The following is a 20,098-nucleotide window of genomic DNA, read 5'->3' as shown; positions in this document are numbered from 1 at the left end:
TGCGCGAGCAGCTATCACCCAGTAATGGGAATCCCCCTCCTGTGACGCGAAGCGCTAAGGTGGGGGAGGATGTCAATAGGCTATCTTATTCGCCATTTTGAACCTGGGCAGTGCTCGAAATCCTCACGTACTACAGTACGCTCCGGTTTCTGCGCGCTGTCCGTGTTCAAACTGCCTTCAACGATTACGCCTACTGGGATAGGTTCTAAGCCCCATAACGACAAACCCCGGGACTTGGCCGGGGTTTGTTTGCGAGCATTACACAGCTATCAGTGGAACTGATCTTCTTCGGTCGAGCCGGTCAGCGCGGTCACCGACGACTGGCCGCCCTGAATGACGGTGGTCACCTTGTCGAAGTAACCGGTACCCACTTCCTGCTGGTGCGCCACGAAGGTGTAGCCCCGCTTGGCGGCGGCGAATTCCGGCTGCTGCACCATCTCGACATAGTGCTTCATTCCCTCGCCACGGGCGTACTGGTAGGCCAGCTCGTACATGTGGAACCACATGTTGTGGATACCCGCCAGGGTGATGAACTGGTACTTGTAGCCCATGTCGGAGAGCTCCTGCTGGAAGCGGGCGATGGTGGCATCGTCCAGGTTCTTCTTCCAGTTGAAGCTCGGGGAGCAGTTGTAGGCCAGGATCTTGTCCGGGTACTGGGCCTTGATGGCCTCGGCAAATTTGCGCGCCTCGTCCAGATCGGGCTTGGCGGTCTCGCACCACACCATGTCGGCGTAAGGGGCGTAGGCCAGGCCGCGGGAGATGGCCTGCTCGATGCCGGCCTGCACCTTGTAGAAGCCCTCGCTGGTGCGCTCACCGGTCAGGAAGCCGGCATCGTAGGGATCGGCATCCGTGGTCAGCAGATCCGCTGCGTTGGCGTCGGTGCGGGCGATGACCAGGGTGGTGGTACCGCAGACATCTGCCGCGAGGCGGGCTGCGATAAGCTTTTGCACCGCTTCCTGGCTCGGGACCAGTACCTTGCCGCCCATGTGGCCGCATTTTTTCACGGACGCGAGCTGATCTTCGAAGTGTACGCCGGCGGCGCCCGCTTCAATCATCCCCTTCATCAGCTCGAAGGCGTTCAGCACGCCGCCGAAACCGGCTTCCGCATCCGCTACTATGGGCAGGAAATAGTCGATGAAGCCCTTGTCCTCTGGTCCAACTTTGTTGGCCCACTGGATCTGGTCGGCCCGGGCGAAGGAGTTGTTGATGCGCTCCACCACGGAGGGGACGGAGTTGGCCGGGTAGAGGGACTGATCCGGGTACATGGTGGAGGAGAGGTTGTTGTCCGCCGCCACCTGCCAGCCGGAGAGATAGATGGCTTCGATGCCGGCCTTGGCCTGCTGCACCGCCTGGCCGCCGGTCAGGGCGCCGAGGCAGTTTACATAGCCTTTCTTGGCGCCGCCGTGGATCAGCTCCCACAGTTTGTCGGCGCCGCGTTGGGCCAGAGTGTGTGTCGGCTGCAGGCTGCCACGCAGGTTCACCACGTCCTCGGCGCTGTAGCCGCGCTTGATCCCTTTCCAGCGGGGGTTTTCTGCCCAGTCTTTCTCGATAGCCTGGATCTGTTGCTCACGGGTCAGTGCCATATCAGTTCCCTCTTTCATTGATTTCACGTTTCCATTGACTTGTTATGGGGGCCGTTACCGGCCCGGGTCTCACAGCCGCTCGTAGCCGGGCAGCGTCAGAAAATCGATGAGTGTGTCGGCGCAGGTGATCTCGTCCATCAGGGCGCTTGCCTCGGCGAAACGGCCCGATTGCCAGCGGGCCTCGCCCACTTCGCCTCTGACCACCTCCTGCTCCTCGGCCAGCATCTGGCGGAACAGCGCCTTGGTCACTGCCTGACCGTTGGAGAGGGTCTTGCCGTGGCGGATCCACTGCCAGATGGAGGTGCGGGAGATCTCGGCGGTGGCGGCATCTTCCATCAGTCCGTAGATGGGCACGCAGCCATTGCCGTTGATCCAGGCTTCCAGGTATTGCAGGGCGACGCGGATATTGGTGCGCATGCCCGCCTCGGTGCGATCACCCTCACAGGGGGCCAGCAGGTCGGCGGCCGTGATGGGGGCATCCTGCTCGCGCAGCACGCCGATCTGGTTCTGGGCACCCACCGGAATGGTGGCGTTGAACACCGCCATGGCGGTATCGGCGAGGCCGGGGTGGGCGACCCAGGTGCCGTCGTGGCCGTTGTTCGCTTCACGCTCCTTGTCCGCCTTCACCTTGGCGAAGACTTCGGCGTTCACTGCCGGATCCTTGGCCGGGATAAAGGCGGCCATGCCCCCCATCGCCAGCGCGCCGCGTTTGTGGCAGGTCTTGATAAGGAGTTGCGAATAGGCAGAGAGGAACGGCTTGTCCATGGTCACCACCTGACGATCCGGCAGGACGCGATCCGGGTGGTTTTTCAAGGTCTTGATATAGCTGAAGATGTAGTCCCAGCGACCGCAGTTGAGGGCGACGATGTGATCCTTCATCTGATAGAGCAGCTCGTCCATCTCGAATACCGCCGGCAGGGTTTCGATGAGCACGGTGGCCTTGATGGTACCGCGGGGCAGACCGAATTTGTCCTCGGTCCAGGCGAACACCTCGCTCCACCAGCGCCCTTCCAGATGGCTCTGCAGCTTGGGTACGTAGAAGTAGGGACCGGAGCCCTTGGCCAGCAACGCCTTGTGGTTGTGCAGGAAATAGAGGGCGAAGTCGAACAGGCCGCCGGGAATGGGGGCACCATCAAAGGTGACGTGCTTCTCCGGCAGATGCAGACCGCGAACCCGGCAGATGAGCACGGCCGGGTTGGGATTCAGGGTATAGGCCTTCCCCTCCGGGCTCTGGTAGGCAATGGTGCCGTTGACCGCATCGCGCAGGTTGATCTGGCCCTCGATCACCTTGTTCCATGCCGGGGCCAGGGAGTCCTCGAAGTCGGCCATGAAGACCTTGACGTTGGCGTTGAGGGCATTGATCACCATTTTGCGCTCGACCGGGCCGGTGATCTCCACACGGCGGTCCTGCAGATCGGCGGGAATGCCGCGCACCGTCCACTCACCATCGCGAATATGGGCGGTCTCTGGCAGGAAGTCCGGCAACTCGCCGCCATCGATACGGGCCTGGCGTGCGACTCGCTGCTTCAGCAGCTCATTGCGTTGGGGAGCGAAACGTTCCACCAGTTCGGACACCAGGGCCACCGCATCCGGCGTCAGGATCTGCGCGTAATCGGGAAGCATCTCGCCTTGAATGTGCAGGCGGGTGCTGCTGATGGTCTGGGCCGGTGCCGACATAGTGGGTACTCCTCCAAAAGTTACATTTTGAATTTATTAACTACGACTAACGTCTATATCCCTTTCTTTCAAACTCCCCGTAACAGCGGGGTAACACGATTCATAAGGTGCAAAAGAATGGCGGATTCGTCAACTTGATTTTTAAAACGGGTGTTTTTTGATGATAGTTAAGATGCTGTTTTAAATGGATTTATGTGATTAGTGTAAAAGCTCTTTGCAGATGGTTATGCTCTTGGGTCGCCGGGGCGGCAGGGGGGAGGATTTCGGTAGAGGGGATGGGTTAAAAATGTAACTAATTACGTAATAAAATTACAAATGCAAAAACAAATCCCGACATTACTCCAAGCTTTGCAAAAACAGCTGTATGAAATGCCTTCGTTCAATCCAGCCTGCATGAGGGCTATGAAGTGACCGGGTAGTGAACTGATGTTTAAAACTAAAATGTCAAATTGGGTCAAAATGGCGAAGGCGAACATGAGAGAGGGAAATGACGAGCAATAACGTAGGTTTGTATCACGGCGTGTCCATGAAGGAGAGGGAGGTTGGGGCGCAGAAGATGGTCAATTAAACTGATTTTTGAAGAAAAACTAGCATTTTATCGTTATTTGCGGTGGCGGTCTGTTGGCCGGGGTCAAGGGTGGTGCCGGACAGCAAAACCGGCGTCTTGAACCGCACTATGGCACGGGCTCGTCTCAGTAATCTTCATCCGGGGCGGCGAGATCGATCACATCGAGGTGCACTGAACTGCCAAACCCGTGCTCTGCGGAATCGAGCTCGGAGGGCGTGGGGGAGATCAGGGGCTGAACGGGCTGGGAGTCAACAGCTTGGGTCATGGATGCTTGCCTCATTGATTGCAAGCCGGTCGGTGATTCCATCACCCTAGTGTCCACCTCCCTGTTTTTATGGCCGGCGGAAAAGTTGCGTATCCTAGCGGCACTTTATGAAAGCTTCAAATGGATCTGTATAAAATTCATGCCAATAAAAAGCGGCGACCCGATGAACGGGGGAGGCGAGAGGAAAAAGAGGCAAGCGTCGGGTGTGCAGGCAAAAAAATAGCCCAGTCGTTTGACTGGGCTATTTTCGGGGAATTTGGTCGGTGTGAGAGGATTCGAACCTCCGACCCTCTACACCCCATGCAGATGCGCTACCTGGCTGCGCTACACACCGACGGAGTCAGCTCGGCTGACGGGGAGGAAGTCTAATCGGATGATTTGGCGGGCGCAACTCCTTTTTTATCAGGGAGATGCCGACTGCTTCTTTATTGTTCAGCCAAGATGCAACTTGGGCCCTGGCCGGAGTTTTGGCATAATCGCCGCCCCCTTAGGCGGGCACAGGGTGGCGAACACCCAACTCGGGGCGTTCCGATGTCGCCGGGGCCTTTGGCCTCTCTTTCATTGACAGCATCTTCTGCCGTGGGCTACCGGCTAGCGCGAGGGGGAAGGGGCCCGGTGTGCCCAGGGCCGGGACGCAGCAATCCGGGAGTGCGCGGCCGATGCCGTGCAGGGGCCAGGCAAGCCGACATCATATCGACGAGAGGATCAGGGCGTGAAACCATCTGAAGTTGCAGCACAGATCAGCCAGCGCGAGCAGGACGAACGCTGGATGCGCCATGCCATGGCCCTGGCCGCCAGGGCGGAGGGGATAGGCGAGATCCCGGTAGGCGCCGTGCTGGTGCTGGGGGACAAGATAGTGGCAGAGGGGTGGAATCGCTCCATCAGCGAGCACGACGCCTGCGCCCATGCCGAGGTGATGGCGCTTCGGGAAGCGGGCAAGCAGCTTGAAAACTATCGCCTGCTCGACACCACCCTCTATGTGACGCTGGAGCCCTGTTGCATGTGTGCCGGCGCCCTCATCCACAGCCGGGTCAAGCGGGTGGTCTATGGTGCCCGGGATTTGAAGACGGGGGCGGCAGGGTCTGTGTTCGACATCCTGCTGGATCCCCGCCACAACCACCAGGTGGTACTGACGGGGGAGGTGCTCGCCGACGCCTGCTCGGCCCAGCTGTCGGATTTCTTCAAACGGCGCCGCGCCGAGAAGAAGGCGGCCAGACTCGCCGCGAAAGAGGCGCTTCCTCAAGATGACAGCGGGGCCTGATGGCCCCGTTTGCTTTTATTTCACTGCCAGACCGGCTGCCTGCTTCCCCCCGAATACCAACTGCCACCCCCCGATGGAGCCTGCGCTCTTTGCCGCTGTTGATGTAACAAAACTGTCATGCATCCGCCATATAATGCCGCCAAGCCTAGCTCACATTGAGGTCTTGCATGTCATCGGAATCGTTAAATCTGGTCATGGCGGGCAGTCGAAAACGCCGGATCAAGGATAAATTGGCCAAATATGGCGTCACCACAGGGGGAGCCCTGGTGCTGGTGGCGCTGTTGCTTATCTTCTTCTACCTGCTTTATGTGGTGAAGCCCATCTTCAATGGCGCCAGCATGGAGAGCACCGCTTCCTTCACCCTGCCCATCAAGGGCAAAACCGCCTGGCTCGGGGTCGAGGAGCAAAACGAGATAGGTTACCGCTTCAGCGACCAGGGGAAGGTCAAATTCTTTGCCGTGCAACCGGATGGCAAGATCAAGACCGGACAGGTGATTGGCGAGGCGCAGGTGAACGGCGAGATCACGGCGGTCGCGCCGCCTGCGCCGGGCCAGAAACTCATCGCCTATGGGTTTGCCAACGGCAAGGCTCAGGTGGTGCAACCCTATTTCAAGATCTCCTATCCCAATGACGTTCGCGTCATTGAGCCCAGCCTGCAATATCCCTTCGGCGAGACCCCCGTGGTGATCGATCCCCAGGGCAAGGCGCTGACGCGCATGGTCTTCGAGGCGACCAAGGACAAGATGGCGACTGCGGCCGTGACCGAAGATGGTCGTGGTGTGCTGATGGTGATGAGCGGCGAGGAGAATTTCCTCTCCGGCGAAATCGAGTGGAGCAGCCAGACCTACACCATTCCGTCCCTGCCACGCCATGTTGACCAGATGCTGCTGACCCCGAACCTGCGCCTGTTGTTCGTGCGCGAGGGCAACCGCCTGTCGGTCTATGACATCCACAACCTGAGCGACATCTCCCTGCGCAATGTCATGGAGATCAACGCCCCCAATGCCAGCGTGACCCAGGTGGCCCTGCTCTCCGGTGCGTCCTCCCTGCTGGTGGGCAACGACAACGGCGTCATCTCCCAGTGGTTCGAGGTGGCAAAGGATGGCAAGCGCCAGTTCACCCAGATCCGTGACTTCAAGGGTGACGCGCCGGTCGCCCTGCTGACCCCCGAGCACTTTCGCAAGGGCTTCATCAGCGCAGGCAGCGACGGCACCATCAACTTCTTCCATGCCACCGGCGAAGCCAAGCTGCTTGGCGAGAAGATTGACGGGGGCAACCTGGCTGCCGTTGCCATCTCTCCTCGCCACAACCTGCTGTTGACCCAGCAGGGGGATGACTTCAAGGTCTTTGACGTCGAGAACGATCACCCCGAGGTAACCTGGTCTGCCCTCTGGCAACAGGTGTGGTATGAAGGCTATCCCGAGCCCCAGTACGTGTGGCAGTCCACCTCCGCCAGCAACGACTTCGAAGCCAAGCTGAGCCTGGTGCCCCTGGTGTTCGGCACCCTGAAAGCCTCCTTCTATGCCATGGTGTTCGCGGTGCCCCTGGGTGTCGCCGGTGCCATCTATACCGCCTACTTCATGTCGGCGGGGCTGCGCAAATACGTCAAGCCGACGGTGGAGATCATGGCGGCGCTGCCGACCGTCATCCTCGGCTTCCTGGCGGGTCTGTGGCTTGCGCCCATCATCGAAGGGGCCCTGCCCGGGGTGATCCTGCTGCTGATCCTGCTGCCCATGGGCATGCTGCTCACCGCCCTAGTGTGGAACTATCTGCCGGAGCGAGGCCGCACCTGGCTGCCGGAAGGCTGGCACGCCATCCTGCTCATCCCTGTGTTGCTGTTCATCGGTTGGGGCGCCTTCGCCCTGAGCCCCATCATCGAGAACGCCTTCATGCACGGTGATTCGCGCATCTGGCTGACCCACGACATGGGCATCAAGTTTGACCAGCGCAACTCCCTGGTGGTCGGTATCGCCATGGGCTTTGCGGTCATCCCCACCATCTTCTCCATCGCCGAAGACGCGGTCTTCTCGGTGCCCAAGCACCTGACCCAGGGCTCGCTTGCGCTGGGGGCGACCCCGTGGCAGACCCTGAGCCGGGTGGTGATCCTCACCGCGAGCCCAGGCATCTTCTCGGCGGTTATGATGGGCCTTGGCCGCGCCGTGGGCGAGACCATGATCGTGCTGATGGCCACCGGCAACACCCCCATCATGGACTTTTCCATGTTCCAGGGGCTGCGGACCCTGGCGGCGAACATCGCGGTGGAGATGCCGGAATCGGAGGTGGGCAGCTCCCACTACCGGGTGCTCTTCCTCGCCGCCTTCGTGCTGTTTGTGTTCACCTTCTTGTTCAATACCCTGGCCGAATTCGTCCGCCAGCGGTTGCGTGAAAAGTACAGCTCTCTGTAAGGACTAAGGAATCGACAATGGGTAAGTGGTTTAAATCGGGGGCCCCCTGGATCTGGATGACGGGGGGCGCCGTCAGCCTGAGTCTGGTGGCCGTACTGGGTCTGTTGTTGCTGATTGGCTGGCGTGGTCTGGTCTATTTCTGGCCCCATCCCATCTATGAGTGGCAACTTGAAGATGCAAGCGGCAACAAGAGCGTCCTGATTGGCGAGATCAACGACCGGGAGCTGGTGCCGGTGGAGCGCCTGCGCGCCGCAGGCCAGGCGCTGGAAGGGGAGGATCGCGAAGAGATTACCCGTTATCTGGTCAAGACCGGCAACCGGGAGTTCGTGGACCTCGACTTTCGCTGGGTGCTGGAGACCGATATCAAATCGCGCGCCCAGCCGGCGGAGCTCGCCATGGTGGAACGCGCCACCAACGGCAACTTCTATGGTTACATCACCTCGGTGAAGGAAGATGGCCAGGAGCTGACCACGGATCTGCATCCCGCCTTGCAGCGGGTGCTGGCCCGTGCCAACGGCCTCTCAAGCCAAGCCAACGACCTGCAAAAAGGGGCCATCGGCAGCATCAACTATCAGCTGGAGCGCCTGCGCCTGAAAGAGCGCAAGGCCGAGCTGGATGACAAGCTGACCGATCAGCTTAAAGCCGAGCTGGCGAGCGAGCGTCAGGCCCTCAACGACCGTTACCAGGTGCTGGAGAAAGAGCTCTTCTCCCTGCGTACCCAGGCGGACAGAGACAGCATCACCGTCAAGGACATGCGCGGCGAGCTGGTGACCATGCCGATGTCCCGGGTGCTGGATGTAGTCTGGCCCAACGACATGAGCCTGATGGCCAAGGTGGGTCACTGGTTCCACCAGATTGGCAAGTTCGTCTCCGATGACCCCCGGGAGGCGAACACCGAGGGCGGCGTCTTCCCTGCCATCTTCGGTACCGTCTTCATGGTGATCCTGATGGCCATCATCGTGACCCCGCTCGGGGTGGTGGCGGCGGTCTACCTGCACGAGTATGCGGGCAAGAACAGCCTGACCAAGATCATCCGCATCGCGGTGATCAACCTGGCGGGGGTGCCCTCCATCGTCTACGGCGTGTTTGGCCTGGGCTTCTTTGTCTACACCCTGGGGGGCAGCATCGACCGCCTCTTCTACCCGGAAGCGCTGCCGAGCCCGACCTTTGGCTCCCCCGGTGTCATCTGGTCAGCCCTGACCCTGGCCATCCTGACCCTGCCGGTGGTGATCGTCTCAACCGAAGAGGGGCTGGCCCGGATCCCGAGCACCATTCGCCAGGGTTCGCTGGCGCTGGGTGCCACCCAGGCCGAGACCCTGTGGCGCATCGTGCTGCCCATGGCCAGCCCGGCCATCATGACCGGCCTTATCCTGGCCATCGCCCGTGCGGCGGGCGAGGTGGCGCCGCTGATGCTGGTGGGGGTGGTGAAGCTTGCTCCCACGTTGCCGATGGACGGCAACTTCCCGTACCTGCACGTGGAGCGCAAGTTCATGCACCTGGGCTTCCACATCTATGACGTGGGCTTCCAGAGCCCGAACGTCGAGGCGGCGCGTCCTCTGGTCTACGCCACCTCCTTCCTGCTGGTGACGGTGATCGTCGGCCTCAACCTGACGGCGATCGGTATTCGTAACCACCTGCGCGAGAAATTCCGGTCGCTGGAACATTAATCCAGCCATTACAGAGACGGGCAGGGGCCTTCCCTGCCAGCCAGATATTCCGGCAGCGGGCAAGACGTTTGCACGCTGCCACCAAGAGAATTTGAGGTAAACAGATGATCAACGTAACACCGAGTTCGGCCCCGCACACCGCCACCGACCTGCTCAACCTGACCCCGGAGCAGACTGCGCTGGAGGTGAAGGATCTCAACCTGTACTACGGCAACAAGCAGGCGCTGTTCAACGTCAACATGAAGATCCCCAAGGGTCAGGTCACCGCCTTCATCGGCCCGTCCGGTTGCGGCAAGTCCACTTTGCTGCGTTGCATCAACCGGATGAACGATCTGGTGGAGATTTGCCGCATCGAGGGGGAGATCCAGCTGCACGGCCACAACATCTACGACAAGAGCGTGGATGTCTCCGCCCTGCGCCGTCAGGTGGGCATGGTGTTCCAGCGCCCCAACCCCTTCCCCAAGTCCATCTACGAGAACGTGGTCTACGGCCTGCGCCTGCAGGGCATCAATGACCGCCGTACCCTGGACGAGGCCGCCGAGCGTTCCCTGCGCGGTGCTGCCCTGTGGGAGGAGGTGAAGGATCGTCTGCACGACAACGCCTTTGGTCTCTCCGGCGGTCAGCAGCAGCGTCTGGTGATTGCCCGTGCCATCGCCATCGAGCCGGAAGTGCTGTTGCTCGATGAACCGACCTCGGCGCTGGACCCCATCTCCACCCTCACCATCGAGGAGCTCATCAACGAGCTCAAGAGCCAGTTCACCGTGGTGATCGTGACCCACAACATGCAGCAGGCGGCGCGGGTCTCGGATCAGACCGCGTTCATGTACATGGGGGAACTCATCGAGTACTCGAATACCAACACCATCTTCACCACCCCGGCCAAGAAGAAGACCGAAGACTACATTACCGGTCGTTACGGCTAAGGGATGCCGCTGATTGAGATGAGCAAGTTGAGCATCAACAAGCAGATTGGCAGTCAGTTCAACGGCTAAGGCATGTTGGTGCAACAAGGGTGATTGAGATGAACAAGATGGGCATCAACAAACAGATTGGCAGTCAGTTCAACGGCTAAGGCATAATCGGAGCAACAAGGATTACTGGTATGGACAATATGAACCTCAACAAACACATCTCCGGTCAGTTCAATGCCGAGCTTGAGAGCGTGCGCAATCAGGTACTGGTGATGGGGGGGCTGGTGGAGAAGCAACTCACCGACGCCATCGCCGCCATCCATGGCCAGGATCTGGATGCGGCGCGCAAGATCGTGGCCAACGACCACAAGGTCAACGCCATGGAAGTGGCGATCGACGAGGAGTGCACCCGCATCATCGCCAAGCGTCAGCCCACCGCATCCGACCTGCGGCTGGTGATGGCCATCATCAAGACCATCACGGATCTGGAGCGGATCGGCGACGTGGCGGACAAGATTGCCCGCATGCTGACCGACAACGCCAACAAGCCCCAGCCACCGCTGGTGTCGCTGGAGAACATGGGACGTCGCACCATCAAGATGCTCCACGACGTGCTCGACGCTTTCGCCCGCATGGATCTGGATGCCGCCCTGGCGGTCTACAAGGAAGATGACAAGGTGGACCGCGAATACGAGTCCATCATCCGCGAGCTGATGACCTACATGATGGAAGATCCCCGCACCATCCCCCAGGTGCTCAACGTGCTCTGGGCGGCACGGGCCATCGAGCGGGTCGGCGATCGCTGCCAGCACATCTGCGAGTACATCGTCTACTACGTCAAGGGCAAGGATGTGCGTCACACCAAGGCCGATGACCTGAGCGATCTGCTGGGCAAGGGCTGATGGGGCGCCTTGGGTGGAGCTCCCGTCGCGGCTGCACGACGGGAATCCAACTCTGATTGAATAAAAAGGCGCTTTGAGCGCCTTTTTCATTGCATGGCACGGCAGTTCAAGATAACGCCACCCGGCGGGCGCTTTTCTGCTAGAATATGGCCCCTGTGTGAGTCCCGGATGGAGTCACGGTCCGGTTTCCCGGGCCCAGTTTGCCGTCTTGTGCTAAGGCGGCTGTAGCAATAGGTTAATCATGAGTTTTGCCGATAGTTTGTTCTTTCTGATGCTGCTGGTCGCCGGCAGCGTGTTCTTCTCACTCTCCGAGATCTCCCTTGCCGCCTCCCGCAAGATCAAGTTGCAGGTGATGGCCGACGAGGGCAACCGCCACGCCGAGAAGGTGCTGGCATTGCAGGCCCAGCCGGGCAACTTCTTTACCGTGGTGCAGATAGGCCTCAATACCGTCGCCATCCTCGGCGGTATCCTGGGGGAATCCGCCCTCAATCCCGCCATCAGGGAGCTGATTGCCGGCTTCTACCAGGGGCCCTGGCTCGGCCAGATTAGCTCTGCGGCCTCGTTTGTCTTCGTCACCGGCATGTTCATCCTGATAGCGGACCTGATGCCCAAGCGCCTTGCCATGACCATGCCCGAGCGGATCGCTGTGGTGGTGGTGCGTCCCATGATGCTGTGCGTCACCTTGCTGATGCCGCTGGTGTGGCTGTTCAACGGCATGGCGAACGGCCTGTTCCGGCTGATGCGCATCTCCATGGTGCGCAACGACGAGATCACCTCCGACGATATTTATGCGGTGATGGATGCAGGTGCCGAAGCCGGTGTCATCCAACGCGAGGAGCACCAGCTCATCGAGAACGTGTTCGAGCTCCAGTCTCTGGGTGTCACTTCCGCCATGACGGCGCGGGAGAGCCTCATCTACTTCACCCTGCAAGAGGGGGAGGAGAGCATCAAGGCGAAGATCGCCGAGCACCCCCACAACAAGTTCCTGGTGTGCGACCACAACCTCGACAGCATCAAGGGGTTCGTGGATGCCAAGGAGCTGCTGATCCGCGTCATCAGCGGCCAGAGCATCGATCTCAACAGCGGCTCCCTGGTGCAGAACGTCATCATCATTCCCGACACCCTCAACCTCTACGAGGCGATGGAGTACTTCAAGAACCATCGCGGCGATTTTGCGGTGGTGATGAACGAATACGCCCTGGTGGTGGGCATCGTCACCATGAATGACCTGATGAGTACCGTCATGGGGGAGTGGGCCACCCACGTGGTGGAAGAGCAGATAGTGCAGCGGGACGAGAACTCCTGGCTGGTGGACGGGGTGACCCCCATCTCCGACGTGATGCGCGCCTTCGACATCGAGGAGTTCCCGGAAAACCAGAACTACGAGACCATCGCCGGTTTCATCATGTACATGCTGCGCAAGATCCCCAAGCGCACCGACTCGGTCAAATATGCCGGTTATAAGTTCGAAGTGGTGGACATCGACAGTTACAAGATTGACCAGTTGCTGGTCACCCGGGTAGAACCTGCGAGCAATGAGAAGCCCGCTCAGGAATCCTAAAGGAGTTCGTTAGCAATCATGAAGATGAAGACTCATTCCCGTGCGCTGGCCTGTGTGGCGCTCGCCCTGGCACTGGGTGCCTGCAGCCAGAGCGCACCGCGCAAGCCGGTGACGCCTGCCAAACCCGTCGCTCCCGAGCCTGCCGTGGTGGTCCCGCAGCAGGATCCCGATGCGGTGGTGCAAAGCGCCGTGGCAGAGCCCAGCCCGGTGTTCGACGAGGAGTATCACGGCCCGGATCAAGGGTCGCTTGAATCGGTCACCGCCCTGTTTGCCCGGGGTTACATCGAATCCGCCATGCGCGAGACCATGCTGGCGGCGGTGCACAGCGACTATCCGCTGCTCGGCATGAGGGACGTGCGTCTCACTGACCCTGTTGCCAAGTTCCTCACCTCGGCCCAGGCACGCACCACGGCCCACGACTACCTCTATGCCGGGGTGCAGCGTCGGCTGGGCCGCCCCCTCAGCCCCGCCCAGTGGGAGCAGATCTGGCAGGGCTATCCCCAGCAGGGCCGGGTCTCCGACTGGGTCAAGCAGACCAAGCGGGTGCTGGCCGGGCGCTGAGCCCCTGGTTATCGGCGGCTGTGCCCGCCTTGATCCCCTGTTTCACAAGAGGCCACCCCCCGGGGTGGCCTCTTGTCGTTTCAGTGCCTGGCCAGGTGATGCCTGTGCCGGGGAGACCTCCCTTTGCCGCCATCATCCTGAGCTTGCCCGGATTTGTTCGTAGCCCCCGATTGCCTCTTGTTCTACTTTGGGTCATGATATTTGGGATTTCTAGCCGTCTAGATGTTTTGATGGCTTAATGTGGTTTCACACAATAAACACCCGTCATGGCGGGGAGACGCAGAGAGACAGAGATGGACAAGCAGGATTTGTGGGTACTCGATGGCGGTATGGGTCGTGAACTGGCGCGGCGTGGTGCGCCGTTCCGTCAACCGGAGTGGTCGGCACTGGCGCTGATGGAAGCGCCCGAGACGGTGCGCGAGGTACACCAGGCCTATGCGACGAGCGGTGCCCGGGTGATCACCACCAACAGCTATGCCCTGGTGCCCTTCCATATCGGCGAGGCACGCTTTGCCGCCCAAGGGGAGGTACTTGCGGCTCTGGCCGGGCAACTGGCCCGAGACGTGGCCGACGAGCAGGGGGGAGCCGTCAAGGTGGCTGGTTCCTTGCCGCCGCTCTTTGGCTCCTATCGTGCGGACCTCTATCAGGCCGAGCGGGTGAGCGAGCTGGCGACACCGCTTATCCGTGCCCTGTCACCCCATGTGGATCTCTGGCTGGCGGAGACCATGAGCCTCATCGCCGAGCCCCTGGCCCTCAAGGCCCTGCTGCCCGAGGACGGCAAGCCGTTCTGGGTCTCCTTTACTCTGGAAGACGAGGCGCCGGGCAGTGAGCCCACCCTGCGCTCCGGCGAGCGGGTGGCGGATGCCGTGACCGCGTTGGCGTCGGCCGGGGTGGATGCCATCCTGTTCAACTGCTGCCAGCCCGAGGTGATTGAAGGGGCGCTCAAGGTGGCCGTCGCCGCGTTGCAGGTTCAGGGGCGCACCGACGTTCGCCTCGGCGCCTATGCCAACGCCTTCCCGCCCCAGCCCAAGGAGGCGACTGCCAATGACGGTCTGGACGAGATCCGTGGCGATCTGGGGCCGCTGGATTACCTCGGCTGGGCCGAGCGCTGGCGCAGAGCCGGGGCAAACCTCATCGGCGGCTGCTGCGGCATCGGCCCGGAACACATCGAGGCGCTGGCCAGCCGGCTGCGTTAAGGAGCGCCCATGAAAGAGAGCAAGATCGGGCTCTGGTCCCTCACGGCGCTGGTGTTCAGCTCCATGGTGGGGGCCGGCATCTTTAGCCTGCCCCAGAACATGGCCGATGTGGCGGGCGCCCGCGCCGTGCTGATCGGCTGGGCCGTCACCGGGGTCGGCATACTGGCGCTGGCCATGAGCTTCCTCTACCTGTCGCGGCTCAAACCCGAGCTCGACGGCGGCATCTACAGCTATGCCCGGGCCGGCTTTGGCGAGCTGGTGGGGTTCTTCTCCGCCTGGGGATACTGGCTCTGTGCCACCATCGGCGTGGTGGGATATCTGGTGATCGCCTTCGCGGCGCTGGGCAGCTTCGTCGACACGCCGGAGCGGGTCTGGTTTGGCGAGGGCAACACATTGGCAGCTTTTGTCGGCGAGTCCTGCATCCTCTGGGCGGTGCACCTGCTGGTGGCCCGCGGCGTGCAGCAGGCGGCCCTGTTCAATCTGGTGGCGACCCTGGCCAAGAGCCTGCCGCTGCTGCTGTTCATCCTGTTCGCCTGCTACTGGTTCGATCCGGTCACCTTTGCGGCGGATCAGGAGGGCAGCACCCTGGCGGTACCGGTCTCCGAGCAGGTGCGCAACACCATGCTCATCACCCTCTGGGTCTTCACCGGCATCGAAGGGGCAGCTGTGCTCTCGGCCCGGGCGAGAAACAAGCGGGATGTGGGCACCGCCACCGTGCTCGGCGTGGTGCTGGCGCTGCTGCTCTATGTGCTCATCTCGGTGCTGGCGCTCGGAATATTGAGCCGCCCGGAGCTTGCGGCCCTGCCCAACCCCTCCATGGCGGGATTGATGGCCCAGATGACGGGTTCCTGGGGCAAGTTGCTCATCAGCGCCGGCCTCATCGTGTCGGTGCTCGCCTCCTACGTGAGCTGGACCCTCTTCTCGGCCGAGGTGCCGTTCAGCGCGGCGCGTCACGGGGCCTTCCCGGCCATCTTCCGGCGTGAGAACCGCAACGGCACCCCCATCGCCTCGCTCTGGCTTACCAGCCTGACGGTGCAGGGCTGCTTGCTGCTGGTGTGGCTGCTTGGCAAGGGGTACACCAACCTGCTGCTCATCTCCACCTCCATGATCCTGGTGCCCTACCTGCTCATCGGCCTCTTCTTGCTCAAGCTGGTCTTCAGTGGCAAGGGGGGGCAGGGCCGCGGCCTGATGCGGGTGGTGGCGATGGTGTCGAGCGGTTATGGTTTCTGGCTGCTCTACGCCGCCGGGGTGGAGTACCTGCTGCTGTCGCTTCTGCTCTACGGGCCGGGTCTGCTGCTGTTTCTCTACAGCCGTCGCCAGCTCGGTGCCGAACAGCGGCTCAGCGGGCGCGAACGGCTGCTGGCCGGGGTGACGCTGCTGAGCCTGATCCCCGCCGTCTGGTCCTTCGTTCACGTCTGACCCGGGGGGTGTCCCTGTCATGAAAAAGAGCGCCCCTGGGCGCTCTTTTTTTATCCTGGTCGGTGGGTCAACCGCTGGTGGGGCCCGTCGGTTTGCCAAACAGCACGGCGAGCTTTTGCCGCCAGGGGAGGCCACGGGCCTCTTGCAGCATGTCGCGCCACTCGTGGAAGGTGAGGGTGAGCGGGTTGAAGCTGTGGATTGGCTTGGTGATGCCGAAACGGCACGGCTCGCCCAAGTCTTCTTCCACGAAGGTGCCAAACAGCCGATCCCAGATGATGAGCACGCCGGCGAAGTTGCGATCGATGTATCTGGCGTTGCTGGCGTGGTGCACCCTGTGGTGGGAGGGGGTGTTGAAGATCCATTCAAGTTTGCCCAGCTTGCCCACCACCTGGGTGTGGACGAAGAACTGAAAACCCAGGCTCAAGAGCACGGTGGCCACCACCGCCTCGGGGGGGAAGCCGATGAGGATCATGGGGATCCAAAACAGCCACATGCCGGAGACCGGATACATCAGGCTCTGGCGAAAGGCGGTGGAGAGGTTGAGCCGCTCCGAGCTGTGGTGCACCACGTGGGAGGCCCAGAGCCAGCGCACATGGTGGCTCGCGAAGTGGAACAGCCAGTAGCAGAGATCCTGCAACAGAAAGAGCAGCAAAAGGCTCCAGAGGTTTAGTTCGATATCGAATAGTCGCCAGCCCCAGAGGGCGTCGTAGAGGTAGGCGATGGCGATGGCCGCCAGGGCATCGCCCCCCTGATGCATCAGCGCCAGGGTGGCGTTGGCGAAGAGATCCTTCCACTGATAACCGGCGGTGGGAAAGGCGGCACCATGCTTGCGCAGGTAGAGCATCTCCCAGCCGATAAAGGCCAGAAAGAGGGGGGATAGGTAGAGCAGGAGCAGTTGCACATCCATGTGAGCCATCCGGTTGGACCAGTTGGATGTCAGCATACCGGATGAATTTAAAATTTCATTAACATCCTTGCTCGTTGGCGTGGTGACAACCCGATGGCAAAAGGCTGCGAAAAGGAATGCGCCAGGGAGATGATCTGGGGGGGTGAAGAAGGCAAGCATAGAAGAGGGAGCCATGGGCTCCCTCTTCGTGCTGGTGCATCGCGGGTTATAGCACCTGGCTCAGGAACTGGCGCAGGCGCGGGGAGGGGGGATTGTCGAAGAAGTCGGCGGGTTTCTCGTCCACCAGCAACTCGCCGCTTTCCATGAAGAGCACCCTGTCCGCCACTTCCCGGGCAAAGCCCATTTCGTGGGTCACCACCACCATGGTCATCCCTTCGCGGGCCAACCCCTTCATGACGTCCAGCACCTCTCCCACCATTTCTGGGTCGAGGGCGCTGGTGGGCTCGTCAAACAGCATGATGCGCGGCTGCATGGCGAGCGCCCGGGCGATGGCCACCCGCTGCTGCTGGCCGCCGGAGAGCTGGGAGGGGTAGCTCTGGGCCTTGTTGGAGAGACCGACCTTGAGCAGCAGGGCCTTGGCCCGCTCCTCAGCCTCCTGGCGAGAGAGCCCTCTCACCTTCTGGGGGGCCAGGGTGATGTTGTCCAGCACCGTCAGGTGAGGGAAGAGATTGAAGGACTGGAACACCATGCCCACCTCTTCCCGCAGCTTGTTGACATCCCCGGGTTCGGTGAGGCTGATGCCGTCGACCACGATATTGCCATCGTTGATGGTCTCCAGCTGGTTGAGGGTGCGCAGGAAGGTGGACTTGCCCGAGCCGCTCGGCCCCACGATCACCACCACTTCCCCTTCGGCCACCTGGGTGCTGACGTTTTTCAGGGCGTGCACCTCGGTGCCGTAGAACTTCTCTACACCGGTCGCCTTGATGATGGGATCAGTTGCAGCGCGCATAGTTCACCTCCAGACGACGCACCGGGAAGGGGCAGGGAGTGCCGGTGATGGCAGAACATTTCGACACCGATGGCGCCTTGATAACGGGATCAGTTGCTGCGCGCATATTTCACCTCCAGACGACGCACCAGGAAGGAGAGAGTGCCGGTCAGCACCAGATAGAGCAGGGCCACGGTGAACCACACCTCGAACGGGCTGAAGGTGGAGCTGACCACTTCGCGCCCCGCCTTGGTGAGATCGGTGATGGAGATGACGGAGACCAGAGAGGAGTCCTTGATGAGGTTGATGAACTGACCCGCGAGCGGTGGCAGCACCCGTTTGAAGGCCTGGGGCAGGATGACGTAGCGCATGGTCTGGGCCGAGGTCATGCCAAGGCTTCTGCCCGCTTCCATCTGCCCCTTGTGAATGGAGCTGATGCCGGCGCGCACGATCTCCGCCACGTAGGCGCCGGTGAAGACCGCGAGCGCCGCCACACCAGCGGTGAATCGGTCGAGGTTCAGCACGGTGCCGATAAAGAAATAGACGATGAAGATCTGCACCAGCAACGGGGTGCCACGGATGAGCTCCACATAGGTCACGGCCAGGTTGCGCAGGGCCGGATTGGGGGAGAGGCGGGCGAGCCCGGCCAGGGTGCCAAGCAGGATGGCGAAGATGCCTGCCACCAGGGAGAGCTTGACCGTGACCCAGACGCCCCAGGCGATGGGGCCAGCGGTCCAGCTCAGTTGCACATCCAGGGTATCGCCGAGGAAGACGGTATCCCCTTCAGCCAGCTGGGAGCCCTTGGGAGCGATGGCCTGACGGCGGCTGGGGTCGAGATCGTCTTGCAGGAAGAGCTGTCCCTTGTCCGCGACCACGGTGCCGTCAAACTCGGCATAGTGTTTCTGTTCTGCCTGATAGGCGATGTACTGGGGAATGCGTTCCCATCGCCAGGTGTAATCCACTGCCTGCACGGCCTTGTAGATGCCGAAAATGGCGGCGAGCACCAGCAGCAGGAAGATCCCGTGCCAGAGCAGCTGATTGGGCTGTTTTTCCATCTGTCTTGTGAGTTTGGGGTTGATCACTGTCACAACCTCTTTTGTCGTTATCGTGTGGGGAGTCTGCGTGAAGGGGCGGCATGCCGCCCCTTTGAGAGGTTATTTGAGCTGGTTCAGCCAGGCGGTGGATTCAAACCACTTCTTGTAGAGACGGTCGTAGCTGCCGTCGCCCTTGATCTGGCGCAGGTAGTTGTTGAACCAGTTGAGGGTGTCCTGATCCCCCTTGCGGATGGCCCAGGCCAGCGGCTCGAAGGTGAACGGCTTGTCGAGGTGCACCACGGCGCCCTGGTTCTGGGACGCGAAGATGGCGTTGTAGGGCAGGTCGTAGACGAAGGCATCCACCTTGCCGTTGATCACTTCCAGCTTGGCGTCATCCTGGGTTTCAAACTGCAGCAGGGTGGCCTTGGGGATCATGCGCTTGACCGCTTGCTCGCCGGTGGTGCCGAGTTTGACCGCGATCTTGTATTTGGGATCGTTGAGGTCCTGGAAGGATTTGATTTCGCCCGCCTTGTCCTTGCGAAGCACGATGGTCTGGCCGACGACGATGTAGGGATCGGCAAAGTTCACGCGCAGGTTGCGCTGGGGAGTGACGGTCATGCCGCCCATGATGACGTCGAACTTGTCGGTCAAGAGCGCGGGGATGATGCCGTCCCAGGCGGTGTTGACGAACTCCACCTTCACGCCCATCTCCTTGGCGACCATCTTGGCGAGATCCACGTCAAAGCCGATGTACTGGCCCTGCTTGTTGGTCATCTCGAAGGGTTGATAGCCGGCATCGAAGCCGACCCGCAGCACACCGCGCTCCAGTACGGCATCCAGGGTGGAAGTGGGCGCGGCGTTGGCCAGCCCGCACAGCAGCAGGGTAGAAAGAATGAGTTTTTTGATCATAAATGACGTCTCTGTCGTAAATGTGGTCGGCCTTGAACCTGCTCCCGTGCGACTCCATGGCACAAGAGACTGCTGCATCCGGCAGCAGGCAAGACAGGATTATTGTCTTGGTTGGGGCAAAAGCCCCATATGAGATTCTATGAATGGTTCGTTGGATGAAAAATGTACCAAAACCTGTTTGTGCCAGAAGACTCAATAAGTTATGGAGACTTTTATCCGTCGTGGTGACTCATAAAACCACATGAAAACAACATATCTATCTAATGGCAGGGTGAGAGCGTGAACAAATTGTTAAATTGAGGTCAATTTAGCCAACCCAGCATCCAGTACCTTTTCCAGATAGG

The 20,098-nt window shown here is 60.9% G+C and carries 17 protein-coding genes and 1 tRNA gene; 9 read left to right on the top strand and 9 right to left on the bottom strand.

Annotation, left to right across the window (positions count from 1 at the left end):
• Positions 1-269: 269 nt before the first annotated feature.
• The 4 genes from aceA to OKC30_RS12315 form a co-directional block, all read right to left on the bottom strand.
• Positions 270-1,583, bottom strand: a complete 1,314-nt coding sequence (gene aceA, locus OKC30_RS12330; protein ID WP_270809640.1) for an isocitrate lyase — start codon at positions 1,581-1,583, stop codon at positions 270-272.
• 69 nt (positions 1,584-1,652) lie between these two features.
• Entirely contained in the window at positions 1,653-3,260 is a 1,608-nt protein-coding gene (aceB, locus tag OKC30_RS12325; RefSeq protein WP_160838641.1) for a malate synthase A, read from the bottom strand.
• Positions 3,261-3,952: 692 nt separating this feature from the next.
• The gene (locus OKC30_RS12320) at positions 3,953-4,093 is read right to left on the bottom strand and encodes a hypothetical protein (RefSeq protein ID WP_010675269.1); all 141 of its coding nucleotides are present in this window, start codon (positions 4,091-4,093) and stop codon (positions 3,953-3,955) included.
• A gap of 257 nt (positions 4,094-4,350) precedes the next feature.
• Positions 4,351-4,427: transfer RNA gene (locus tag OKC30_RS12315), tRNA-Pro, on the bottom strand.
• Positions 4,428-4,805: 378 nt separating this feature from the next.
• On the opposite strand from OKC30_RS12315, the gene tadA reads away from it, so the two are divergent.
• From tadA to OKC30_RS12270, 9 genes are all read left to right on the top strand, one after another.
• Positions 4,806-5,354, top strand: a complete 549-nt coding sequence (gene tadA, locus OKC30_RS12310; protein ID WP_103242896.1) for a tRNA adenosine(34) deaminase TadA — start codon at positions 4,806-4,808, stop codon at positions 5,352-5,354.
• A 167-nt stretch (positions 5,355-5,521) separates the two neighbouring features.
• Positions 5,522-7,759 (top strand): ABC transporter permease subunit, encoded by a 2,238-nt coding sequence (locus OKC30_RS12305; RefSeq protein WP_160838643.1) that lies wholly within the window; start codon positions 5,522-5,524, stop codon positions 7,757-7,759.
• Positions 7,760-7,776: 17 nt separating this feature from the next.
• Positions 7,777-9,426: a phosphate ABC transporter permease PstA gene (gene pstA / locus OKC30_RS12300; RefSeq protein WP_045524164.1), complete on the top strand. Its 1,650-nt coding sequence runs from the start codon at positions 7,777-7,779 to the stop codon at positions 9,424-9,426.
• 104 nt (positions 9,427-9,530) lie between these two features.
• The gene (pstB, locus tag OKC30_RS12295) at positions 9,531-10,349 is read left to right on the top strand and encodes a phosphate ABC transporter ATP-binding protein PstB (protein WP_010675264.1); all 819 of its coding nucleotides are present in this window, start codon (positions 9,531-9,533) and stop codon (positions 10,347-10,349) included.
• Between the two features lie 179 nt (positions 10,350-10,528).
• On the top strand, positions 10,529-11,239 hold the full coding sequence (gene phoU / locus OKC30_RS12290; RefSeq protein WP_029314752.1) for a phosphate signaling complex protein PhoU: 711 nt from the start codon (positions 10,529-10,531) through the stop codon (positions 11,237-11,239).
• Between the two features lie 241 nt (positions 11,240-11,480).
• Positions 11,481-12,800: a hemolysin family protein gene (locus OKC30_RS12285; RefSeq protein ID WP_041213150.1), complete on the top strand. Its 1,320-nt coding sequence runs from the start codon at positions 11,481-11,483 to the stop codon at positions 12,798-12,800.
• An 18-nt stretch (positions 12,801-12,818) separates the two neighbouring features.
• Positions 12,819-13,361, top strand: coding sequence for a hypothetical protein (locus tag OKC30_RS12280; protein ID WP_160838645.1), 543 nt, complete (start codon positions 12,819-12,821; stop codon positions 13,359-13,361).
• Between the two features lie 293 nt (positions 13,362-13,654).
• Positions 13,655-14,557, top strand: coding sequence for a homocysteine S-methyltransferase family protein (locus tag OKC30_RS12275; RefSeq protein ID WP_270809639.1), 903 nt, complete (start codon positions 13,655-13,657; stop codon positions 14,555-14,557).
• Positions 14,558-14,566: 9 nt separating this feature from the next.
• The gene (locus tag OKC30_RS12270; protein WP_052815414.1) at positions 14,567-15,976 is read left to right on the top strand and encodes a basic amino acid/polyamine antiporter; all 1,410 of its coding nucleotides are present in this window, start codon (positions 14,567-14,569) and stop codon (positions 15,974-15,976) included.
• A gap of 67 nt (positions 15,977-16,043) precedes the next feature.
• Here the strand turns inward: OKC30_RS12270 and OKC30_RS12265 are convergent, their stop codons facing one another.
• From OKC30_RS12265 to OKC30_RS12245, 5 genes are all read right to left on the bottom strand, one after another.
• Positions 16,044-16,883: a sterol desaturase family protein gene (locus OKC30_RS12265; RefSeq protein ID WP_270664187.1), complete on the bottom strand. Its 840-nt coding sequence runs from the start codon at positions 16,881-16,883 to the stop codon at positions 16,044-16,046.
• A gap of 205 nt (positions 16,884-17,088) precedes the next feature.
• Positions 17,089-17,832 carry an amino acid ABC transporter ATP-binding protein gene (locus OKC30_RS12260; protein WP_010675257.1) on the bottom strand — a complete coding sequence of 248 codons (744 nt, stop codon included), beginning with the start codon at positions 17,830-17,832 and terminating at the stop codon, positions 17,089-17,091.
• On the bottom strand, positions 17,816-17,938 hold the full coding sequence (locus OKC30_RS12255; protein ID WP_258555843.1) for a hypothetical protein: 123 nt from the start codon (positions 17,936-17,938) through the stop codon (positions 17,816-17,818). The genes OKC30_RS12260 and OKC30_RS12255 overlap by 17 nt, the downstream gene beginning before the upstream one ends.
• Complete coding sequence (locus OKC30_RS12250; RefSeq protein ID WP_041201654.1) at positions 17,922-18,866, bottom strand: amino acid ABC transporter permease; 945 nt, start codon at positions 18,864-18,866, stop codon at positions 17,922-17,924. The genes OKC30_RS12255 and OKC30_RS12250 overlap by 17 nt, the downstream gene beginning before the upstream one ends.
• A gap of 99 nt (positions 18,867-18,965) precedes the next feature.
• Positions 18,966-19,754 (bottom strand): transporter substrate-binding domain-containing protein, encoded by a 789-nt coding sequence (locus OKC30_RS12245; protein ID WP_010675255.1) that lies wholly within the window; start codon positions 19,752-19,754, stop codon positions 18,966-18,968.
• Positions 19,755-20,098: the final 344 nt, after the last annotated feature.

It is taken from the genome of Aeromonas sp. QDB18 (genome assembly GCF_027705325.1).
GTDB lineage: Bacteria > Pseudomonadota > Gammaproteobacteria > Enterobacterales > Aeromonadaceae > Aeromonas > Aeromonas caviae.
Note: the sequence above shows the minus strand (reverse complement) of the source record. Positions and strands in the feature narration are given on the sequence as shown.

Coding starts and splice junctions, on each gene's coding strand:
- aceA (WP_270809640.1), bottom strand. CDS start 1,583: ATGGCACTGACCCGTGAGCAACAGATCCAGGCTATCGAGAAAGACTGG.
- aceB (WP_160838641.1), bottom strand. CDS start 3,260: ATGTCGGCACCGGCCCAGACCATCAGCAGCACCCGCCTGCACATTCAA.
- OKC30_RS12320 (WP_010675269.1), bottom strand. CDS start 4,093: ATGACCCAAGCTGTTGACTCCCAGCCCGTTCAGCCCCTGATCTCCCCC.
- OKC30_RS12305 (WP_160838643.1), top strand. CDS start 5,522: ATGTCATCGGAATCGTTAAATCTGGTCATGGCGGGCAGTCGAAAACGC.
- pstA (WP_045524164.1), top strand. CDS start 7,777: ATGGGTAAGTGGTTTAAATCGGGGGCCCCCTGGATCTGGATGACGGGG.
- pstB (WP_010675264.1), top strand. CDS start 9,531: ATGATCAACGTAACACCGAGTTCGGCCCCGCACACCGCCACCGACCTG.
- phoU (WP_029314752.1), top strand. CDS start 10,529: ATGGACAATATGAACCTCAACAAACACATCTCCGGTCAGTTCAATGCC.
- OKC30_RS12285 (WP_041213150.1), top strand. CDS start 11,481: ATGAGTTTTGCCGATAGTTTGTTCTTTCTGATGCTGCTGGTCGCCGGC.
- OKC30_RS12280 (WP_160838645.1), top strand. CDS start 12,819: ATGAAGATGAAGACTCATTCCCGTGCGCTGGCCTGTGTGGCGCTCGCC.
- OKC30_RS12275 (WP_270809639.1), top strand. CDS start 13,655: ATGGACAAGCAGGATTTGTGGGTACTCGATGGCGGTATGGGTCGTGAA.
- OKC30_RS12270 (WP_052815414.1), top strand. CDS start 14,567: ATGAAAGAGAGCAAGATCGGGCTCTGGTCCCTCACGGCGCTGGTGTTC.
- OKC30_RS12265 (WP_270664187.1), bottom strand. CDS start 16,883: ATGGATGTGCAACTGCTCCTGCTCTACCTATCCCCCCTCTTTCTGGCC.
- OKC30_RS12260 (WP_010675257.1), bottom strand. CDS start 17,832: ATGCGCGCTGCAACTGATCCCATCATCAAGGCGACCGGTGTAGAGAAG.
- OKC30_RS12255 (WP_258555843.1), bottom strand. CDS start 17,938: ATGCGCGCAGCAACTGATCCCGTTATCAAGGCGCCATCGGTGTCGAAA.
- OKC30_RS12250 (WP_041201654.1), bottom strand. CDS start 18,866: ATGGAAAAACAGCCCAATCAGCTGCTCTGGCACGGGATCTTCCTGCTG.
- OKC30_RS12245 (WP_010675255.1), bottom strand. CDS start 19,754: ATGATCAAAAAACTCATTCTTTCTACCCTGCTGCTGTGCGGGCTGGCC.